This is a genomic window from Microcystis viridis FACHB-1342 (genome assembly GCF_014698335.1).
Classification (GTDB): domain Bacteria; phylum Cyanobacteriota; class Cyanobacteriia; order Cyanobacteriales; family Microcystaceae; genus Microcystis; species Microcystis ichthyoblabe_A.
The window spans coordinates 19,304-27,934 of sequence record NZ_JACJSV010000066.1 but is presented as its reverse complement, the minus strand read 5'-3'; the positions used below and the strand labels follow the sequence as shown (position 1 = coordinate 27,934).

7 protein-coding genes are annotated in these 8,631 nt (G+C 45.0%); 3 read left to right on the top strand and 4 right to left on the bottom strand.

Annotated features, from left to right (window positions below; translation table 11 throughout):
* The 3 genes from H6G40_RS18330 to H6G40_RS18320 all read left to right on the top strand — a co-directional run.
* Nucleotides 1-672 (top strand): IS1634 family transposase (locus H6G40_RS18330; RefSeq protein ID WP_190538127.1); only part of this gene is annotated, 672 nt, incomplete at its 5' end.
* Between the two features lie 515 nt (nt 673-1,187).
* Nucleotides 1,188-3,650, top strand: a complete 2,463-nt coding sequence (locus H6G40_RS18325; protein ID WP_190538125.1) for a CPBP family glutamic-type intramembrane protease — start codon at nt 1,188-1,190, stop codon at nt 3,648-3,650.
* 134 nt (nt 3,651-3,784) lie between these two features.
* Nucleotides 3,785-4,558 carry a hypothetical protein gene (locus tag H6G40_RS18320; RefSeq protein WP_242028798.1) on the top strand — a complete coding sequence of 258 codons (774 nt, stop codon included), beginning with the start codon at nt 3,785-3,787 and terminating at the stop codon, nt 4,556-4,558.
* A gap of 41 nt (nt 4,559-4,599) precedes the next feature.
* On the opposite strand, the gene H6G40_RS18315 is transcribed toward H6G40_RS18320, so the two are convergent.
* The 4 genes from H6G40_RS18315 to H6G40_RS18300 form a co-directional block, all read right to left on the bottom strand.
* Nucleotides 4,600-5,019 carry a type II toxin-antitoxin system VapC family toxin gene (locus tag H6G40_RS18315; RefSeq protein WP_123231160.1) on the bottom strand — a complete coding sequence of 140 codons (420 nt, stop codon included), beginning with the start codon at nt 5,017-5,019 and terminating at the stop codon, nt 4,600-4,602.
* The gene (locus H6G40_RS18310) at nt 5,016-5,231 is read right to left on the bottom strand and encodes a hypothetical protein (protein WP_002736470.1); all 216 of its coding nucleotides are present in this window, start codon (nt 5,229-5,231) and stop codon (nt 5,016-5,018) included. The genes H6G40_RS18315 and H6G40_RS18310 overlap by 4 nt, the downstream gene beginning before the upstream one ends.
* A 257-nt stretch (nt 5,232-5,488) precedes the next feature.
* A complete protein-coding gene (locus H6G40_RS18305) occupies nt 5,489-6,997 on the bottom strand; it encodes a DNA methyltransferase (protein WP_190538123.1) in 1,509 nt (502 codons plus the stop codon).
* Nucleotides 6,998-7,406: 409 nt separating this feature from the next.
* On the bottom strand, nt 7,407-8,627 hold the full coding sequence (locus tag H6G40_RS18300) for an efflux RND transporter periplasmic adaptor subunit (RefSeq protein ID WP_069473804.1): 1,221 nt from the start codon (nt 8,625-8,627) through the stop codon (nt 7,407-7,409).
* Between the last annotated feature and the right edge of the window lie 4 nt (nt 8,628-8,631).

Sequence of the window (8,631 nt, the reverse complement as noted above, 5' to 3'; positions counted from 1 at the left end):
GAGAAAAGAGCTTTAAAGGGTCAAGATAAGATAGCTTTGAGAGTGGGCAAGATTCTTAATCAGTTTAAGGTCAATAAATACTATAACTTAGAGATAACAGAAGAAGGCTTTTCTTATCAGCGTCAGCTGGAATTAATCGCTCAAGAAACGGCCTTGGATGGTGTGTATGTGTTAAGAACTTCTCTGGAGTCAACCTTGATGGATGCAGCGACGACGGTTAAAGCTTATAAAAGTTTGTCTCAAGTGGAGGAGGCATTTCGCTGTTATAAGTCAATTGATTTAAAGGTACGTCCTATCTATCATTATAAGGGTGATAGAGTCAAAGCTCATATCTTTTTATGTATGTTGGCTTATTATGTGGAATGGCATTTAAAACAGTGCTTGGCTCCTTTATTATTTGAGGATGAAGAAATTGATGATAGTTGTCTGAATGTGATTAAAGCCAATCGGAGTGAATCCGCTCAGTCTAAAGAGAGAAAAAAACGGAATCAAGAGAACTTTCCTGTGCATAGTTTTCGGACTTTGTTGGAAGACTTGGGGACAATTTGCTTGAATACAGTGGAATGTACGATTAGGGAGGGAAGTTATCGTTTTTCTAAGATAACTCGACCGACTCAACTGCAACAAAAAGCGTTAGATTTATTGGGAGTTTCCCTGATTTGTACCCAGTAACGGGGCGGCGGAAATTCTCTTAATCCCTCCTACAGCATAGGTTATGGCCTTTTGTCAACGGGGAAGTCCAGATATATCACCACGCCTGACTATATCTGACTATATTTGTATTGAAACTTTACAATACTAAATCCGGTTATTAAAAACTGATTATTTATTCCCCCTTTTGCATGAGTGCCTCTCCTGATAAGTAGCCTATACTCAACGGATTTAGCATAGGGTTTGCTGAATAATGGTAAAACCCTTTTAAAATAAGGCTTTTGACCTGTTAAAATCCGATGTTCATGCTGCGAAAATCGGATTGGGACTCTCAAAAACCTTGCATTATCCTTCCTTCTTATAATACATATATTGGTACAAAAAGAGAGGGCAACAAAGCCTGAAACTCCCGACTCCTGACGACCGGCTACTGACTCCTGACTCCTTAACCCGACCAACAAACTTTTTCAGCACACCCTAGTATAAAGGCTGTAGGCTGGAGAAACCTGACTCGATCTAAGAGCGTCAGCTATGCCATGAAAAGAACGATTTCCCGGATTGTCTGGATACTTCTCTCCCTAGCAGCGATCGCTCTAGCGGTTTTTCTGTTCAGTCCGCGGCCTGTGGAAGAAGCCAAGGCTGACTACTGGATCATGAGTCGGTTAGCGGTCAATCAACCGGGCTATTTTCCCCTAAAGCAATCCCTCGATCCGCGATGGTATCGCCCGATCGCCCCCTGGATCGGTCGCCTGATTTTGCCAAAACCGGAGGAATATTCCGCCACACCGGGGGAAGATTGGACTTGGTTGCAGGTTTACCAAGCACCCCAGCCGGATTTAGTCGGTCAAAAAGTTCGTTTAGGTTGGCGGCAATCCCCGGCACTGGCTCGATATTTAGGACTGGTTACTAAGGATATTCGCTTCACCCCGGAGGCGATCGAGAGTGAAAAACAGGGAAATATCCTACCGACTCGCTTGAATGGTCGTTCAGGGGTCGGACCACTGCAAGCACTCGCCGGATCGCGACCGCTCGATGATGTGGTGGTCAGCTTTCCCGATGCAGAAATCGGGGAAACGTCATTACAAGTGGAGCGAATGCCCTTGATCGTTACTGGGCGCTTTGTGGCATTGGTGAAAATTATCGGCGAAGCTCCCCCCCGAACCTCCAGCGACATCCCCAAGGTTTGCCCCGGTTCACCCCCCTGTGGCAGCGAACTTTTCCGAGTGCAACACTATAACCGCGACAGTGGAAAATTCGACGGCAGCTCGGAAGTGATCCGCATTCCCCAACAACCCTTAGTTTCTGGAGGACGTTTTATCTCCACCCCTCGACAGTTAGCAGCAGCAAGCGAAGGAAATCAGGGCTGGTATATCTACGGGGCGCAGGGACGGGATAACCTCTTTACCGTTCAAGCGCTCAAACCCCGATCGCTGTTTCAACTGCAGCCGACGGAAACCCTGACTGGGCTGCGATCGGGCCAAGATTACATCGCCCGTGGCACTTGGAACGATACCCCCGCCCGCAAAGGAACCGCCAGTCGGGTAACAGTCCTGCCGGAGGGTGAAAAAAAATCATGGAAAGAGGGCGATAAAGGCATAGGAATTCATCTCTTCGGGGGAATCGGCGGTAAAAAAGGCGAATCAATACAATTGGCAACGGTAACAGGTCATTTTTCCTATTTTCTCTACGAAGTGATTCGGGATGCCCAGACGGGAGAGCTGCAGTGGCAGCTCGATTACGATCAGGTGTATGCACACAATCCCCAGGGGATTTTATCGGGATATCAGAGTTGGGCGAACTATACGGGTAGTTTAGAGCGGGGATGGCTTAATTCCCGACCCCTATCCGATGCGATCGTAAAATTAGACCTCTTGGAGGATTACAACTTTGGCGGGGTTTCTCTGTCCCCCCTGACAGAATTCCGCAAGCAGTTAGAGATCATGATGGCTCGCTACCGGATCGGGGACGGGACCGGGGTTTCTAGTGTTACCCCCGCGACTTCCTGCGTCCAGGACTCGAATCAGGCCCTTTATATCACGATCGCTACCCTGCGCCACCAGTTTGAAACCGATCCGCAGATCGCCGCTTGGTTGACAACCCATGCCGATGACCCAGAAACTTTGCGTTTTCAACGTTTGGGACAATTGGGCGATCGTTTGGAACAAGTATTAGCTCCCCGGGGGGTGATCCGGGCTGATTGGCGGCAAAACGCCGAAATTCTCGCCGGTATCACCGATAGTCGCGGAAAAGGCTTGATTCGGGAAAATACACTGGCCAACGCTCTACTAAGCTGGCGATCGATGTTACCGCGAGGCAGCAATGATGTGATCGGTGAGATTTTCTTGCGGTCAGGAGCTACTCTCTGGTTCCTCCGTACTAATCAGATCGGGGGAGCGATGCCGGAGATTTTACCCCTCGCACCGACCAAGTTATTCGGGGAAATGCCGATGATCGCGCCGATGCTCCGTCGCAGCCTGGGAGCGCTCGTGCTGCCCCTTACCGGTCGGGATTGGGGGGTGACGGCGATTGGATTGGGATTATACGGTGCGATCGCCTTAACTATCGGTTTCTGGTCGGGTTTTTTACGTTGGCGCTCCCCCGAACGGAGACCGTTAGAGATACTGAAAATGCTCGTCTTTTGTTTTTTCTCCCCGGCATTGTGGGAGGAATTCGTCTTTCGGGTGCTGTTAATTCCCCATCCCGAAACGGCAACTTCCACTGCTAACCTGATCCTCTCTGCTCTGGTCAGCATCACGCTTTTTACCGTCTATCATCCCCTCAATGCAATTATTTTTTACAAAAAGGGCAATCCGACTTTTTTTCAGCCTATTTTCTTGATTTTAGCGGCTTTATTGGGATTAACTTGCACTGTTGTCTATTGGCTGACCGGTTCTCTCTGGACGATCTCGGTGGTGCATTGGTTAGTGGTGGTGGTTTGGTTGCTGTTTTTGAACGGTCTATCTCGACTGACACGGCGATCGAAGCGTGGCAGTTTTTAATCTTGTCTCGATCGGACAATACCTTAGCTTACTGCCAAGAACTCTATCAACAGGGAGAGAAAATGGAGAAATGGGCGGATTGAGAATTACAGTATGTAGAGCGGAGTGGAAAAATCGGAGGGAAGATGCGAACAATGGATAGGTTAATGACCGGGGAGTACCGACGACTATCTCAGAAAACGGCAATTTGGGTGGCAACTTTGTGGGGATGCCTCTGTCCAGGATTAGCGATCGCCGGAGTTCCCAATGGAACTTGGCTTTCTCAACCTCAAATTCGGTTTTATTCCTCCACTAATACCCTCGGCCAGGTCATGAAAGACATCCAAAGCCAAAACTATAAGGTGGTCTTCCTGGATTTTCGGGGGGTGTCCGATGAGGTACAGCGGCGGGTGAGTCGGGAGGCGCGAGAGTACAAGTTAATGCCGGTGGTCTGGGTTCAGTCGCCCCAGTATCGTTCCCTGACCCTTGCCGAACTGATCCATGAGGCTCGTCATGGCGATGGGATTCAGGTCGATGACCATTTTTTTGCCCATTATTCGGAGGAGGAGTTCCAGTCTCTAGATTTTCAGTACCAGAAACCGATTTTTTGCAGCATTCAGCCATTTCAGGCGGATTTAGTCAAGCGCGGTCGGTGCAATCAGCTTGACGTTCAATGTTATGCCACCCAAAATTTTCAGAACTGTATCGCCCTGGCCCAAAGACTCGGTGCGGTGGTGAGTTTGTCGGAGCAAGATACTTTTAGATATAGAGAGCAACTGGGAGCGCGGCCTTTCAACGTTTTTTTATGGCCTTTCAACTATTTTCCGCCCACAACAAAAAATCTCTTTCATGCGGTGATTACCTTTCTGGGGGAGCATTATGGGGTGGGAAAGGTGACGGCTAAGATTATTCACCCCAGACCTTTTTAGCTGAAATGATTTATCGAGTATTTGCACAGAACAATTACAGATTAGATAAACCAATTTTCAATCATTAAACCCTTAAAATCTTTAAAATCATCAACATTATTGGTAACTAAACTCAAATTGTTTGTAAAAGCAATAGACGCTATTTGACCATCAACAAAAGCAGGACTTTTACCGACTTTAGACAGCCTTGACCTTTCCCGTGTGTGATATTGGGCTGATTTTAAGTCATAATCGAATAAAGGTAGATTGGCTAAAATAACGTTATTTACATAATCCTCTAAGTCTTGGCGTTTTTTAGACAGAGGAAGTCGAAAACAACCAAATAATAGCTCATGGATAACCAGAGTAGCTGTGGCTATTTCCCGTTTAGATAATCTTAGCTTCGTCATAACCTTCTGATTCGGGTGAGGTCGTTTAGCCTCTGACAAAATATTAGTATCTAGCAAATATTTGAGAGTCATAAACGAACATCTCTCCCCGTTGAATTGTCGCGCAAATTATCAAAAGTATCATCATCAAGACTTGCCAAATCTACTCTTTGCCTAAAATCTTGCAAGGTTGACCAAAAATCATTAACCTCTCTAATTTCCACTAATACCTCTTCATTATCAGGAAAATCAACTTCCTCTAATAACTCAATATTTTTGCCTTTTTTAATTCCTTTAACTAACATAACATCAACTCCTTCTAAGCTTAACTAGCTACCAGCAAAAATTCTTTCATCAATAAAATTATAGCACTTAATAGAATAATTTACGAGAGAGCCAAAAATATGAGATGCACCCGATAAATAACCACTGAATGGATAGGTTTATGGGGATAGCGTCAATAGAGTCTGGTGGCATAATCTAGCATTCTACAGGGAATATCTTCCTTAGGGTCGGTTTGGAACTTTTTAACACCCTATCCCCAAAAATAACAAAAAGAGTTTTATTCGGGAAAGGGTATATCTAAACTCATTTGTTGTCCTTGGGTTTCCCTTTGTTTTTCGGCAGCTTTCAGGACTTCAAAGGTGAGGATAACATCGAGACGTTTTTTCTGTTCAAGGATTTCTTGTACTGTCACAATCTCAATTTTATCGACACTTTGACTCATGTAACGACCGCGATAAATTCCCGCAGATTTGGCTGTTTGTATCATATCTTTGCTGGGGGGTTTCAAGGTGATAAATATACCCAGGGCTGCCCCTTGTAGTGTCATAGTTCCCTGTAGATCTCTGATGTCTCCTGATTTGACATTACCGGATTTTACTTGAAAAATAATTTTCTCCCGGTTGTCTTTATCTCCCTGAAAATAGGCAATAGCATCTACTCCTTTATCTGCCCCTTTTTTGTCATTAATCACAGCCCGGTTATTACTATAGGTTAAAACCGCCCATTTCTCAAATTCTTTGCGGGTACGATCATCCGGTTTAGTGGCTAATGCTTTCGCTGATTCTAGATCTTTGGGAATACCATTCAGTTCAATTTTATCTAAAACATTTTTACCAAAGGAGTCCTCTAATCGCTTTAACATTAAGCTAATACTCTGATAGGTTATATCAATTCCAATCCAGTTTCTCTCTAATCTCTCTGCTACAGCGATAGTCGTTCCACACCCACAATAGGCATCTAAAATTACATCTCCTTTATTACTACTTGCTTTGATTATTCTTTCTAACAATGCCTCCGGTTTTTGTGTGGGATAACCTAATCTTTCTCTTGCTTGAGAGTTGATTACCGATATATTCCAAACATCATCAATAGGTCTGCCTTTAGAGTCTTCATCAGTCGCTTTAGTAGTTTGTCTAACATTATCTATAAATTCTACATTATTCTTTTTTCCTTTCCAGCGTTTAAGAGTCCCCTCAGATAATTCTTCGTACAGGATATTAAAAGTATTGTTTTGACAGCTTTTTGAGTAAAATAGAATTACGTCGTGCATTCTTTGATAATTACTTTGCTTGGCAGGCCATCTTTTATAGTGCCAGATAATTTCATTTCTAAAAATACCTTTCTGAGAGCAAAAAATAGTATCTAAAACTATTTTTAAATAATGACTAGCAGTAGGATCGCAGTGGAGATAAAAGCTACCGGTAGATTTTAAAACTCGATGGATTTCCACAATCCTCAGAGTCATACTCACCAGATAAGCGAGAAGACTACCTTTACCTAAAACTTTGGTTAAACCGTCAATTAAATCGATAGTCTGACTGGTAAATTTACCCTGATAGTTGCTTTGAATTTCTTCTAAAGCTTCGTTAGCGTGATTATCCCATGTCCAGGTATCCACAAACGCTTGTGCTTGTGCTTGATCTTCCTTGCCTAAGTTGTTATAAATTTGGTTGTAATTGCGTTTAGAATTAAAGGGTGGATCGATATAACAAAGATCGATCGATTCATCTTTGATATATTTCCGCAGCACTTCTAGGTTATCACCGTAGTATAATTTATTGACCATAGAGATTAAGGGGATTGACTGCATTCTCAATTGTATTATTATTCCCCCTTAAAGAGGACGAATGCAATCGCTCCCGACAATAATATTATTGTCGGGGTGCATCGTGGTCCGTGAGTTGCTCGAACTGCGTGCGCTCAAAATTTAATTTTCTTAAGTCTATCTTGCCTGAATAATGAGGGGGTCGCAGGCAGGCACGGATTCCCATTATATAAATAAGTATATGTCAAGTGCTGGGATTTTGTCAAGAGGAATTAAGTAGCTGGTTATAATTAAATTAAAAATGGATTTTAGGTTTGATCCCCCCTGCCCCCCTTGATAAGGGGGGTGCCGATAGGCGGGGGGATCCCCCTTGATAAGGGGGGTAATCTGACAGTTTTTAATACCTAACTACTTAGCAATCCCCAACTAATCAAGGATTACTCAGGATACTGACCCGGACTTTTTCGCCATTTTGCAAAGGTTTACTACTATTAACGACGAAACGCTCCCCCGGTTCAAGTCCGGTGATAATTTCTACTTGACCGTCGAGCGCTTGACCGAGACGAACGGGACGTTTTTGCACTTGTGAGTTAGACTCGGAAAGGACGAAAATGGCTGGGGATTCCCCCTGACTGACAATTGCTGTTTCGGGGACAATCACCTGCGCGGCAGAATTATTATTAAACCGCACCCGGGCCAATAATCCCCCTTTAATTAAACCATCCCCATTGGGTAGAGTAATCTCCACGGGAATCCGCCGGGCTGTGCCTTGGCTGAGGGGAAAAATCCTGTTGATGCGACCGGAAAAATTTCTCTCACCGAAAGCATCAAGGCTGACATTAACCGTTTGTCCTAAATTAATCGTTTTTAAATCCAATTCCGATAATAATACTACTACCTTGACCTGTTGAAAATCACCAATTTTGAGGACTTCATCGCCGATACTGACTAAATCCCCCGGCTCTTTCAGTTTTTCGATAACTATCCCCGTCGCCGGTGATTTAAGAATAGCGTAGGCCTGACGTTGTTGTTCCTGAGCGATGACCGATTTTTGGGCGGCAATTCTGCCGATAATTGCCGCCACCACCTGTTCCTCGACTTTAATTCTCGATCTCGCGCTATTAACGGCTTTTAAAGCCACTGCCGCCGTGGTTTGGGCTGTTTCGCCCTGTTGCAGGGGAATCGCTCCTTCTAGGGCTAATTTTTGCAGGCGCTCGCCATCATTTTTGGCCTGTTGGTATTGTAGTTGTAGGCGCTCCACTTCAATTTCAGCGTTACTGACTTCAATTCTCGCCCGGGCTAATTCCGCTTCTAGGGCCGACAGGGCGGATTTTTCTTGCCGGACAACGGTGGCAAGGAGACGATCATCAACATGAGCGAGGATTTGTCCTAATTGCACCTCATCTCCCACATCGACGACGAGATTAAGTAACTGACCGGTGGCTTGCGATCGCAGAGAAACCACTTTCAAAGGTCGGGTAGTTCCCGTGTAATCAAGATTGCGTCCGATGGTTGCCAGTTTAGCGGTGGTGACGTTGACGGTAGTAGTACGGGCCGCTGGTGACGGTGGTTGGGTTTCGGTCCTGGGAGAACAACTCGCGCTTAAGGATAAGATAACCAGAGCGGAAAGGATAATCGGAGTCGATCCCATGGCG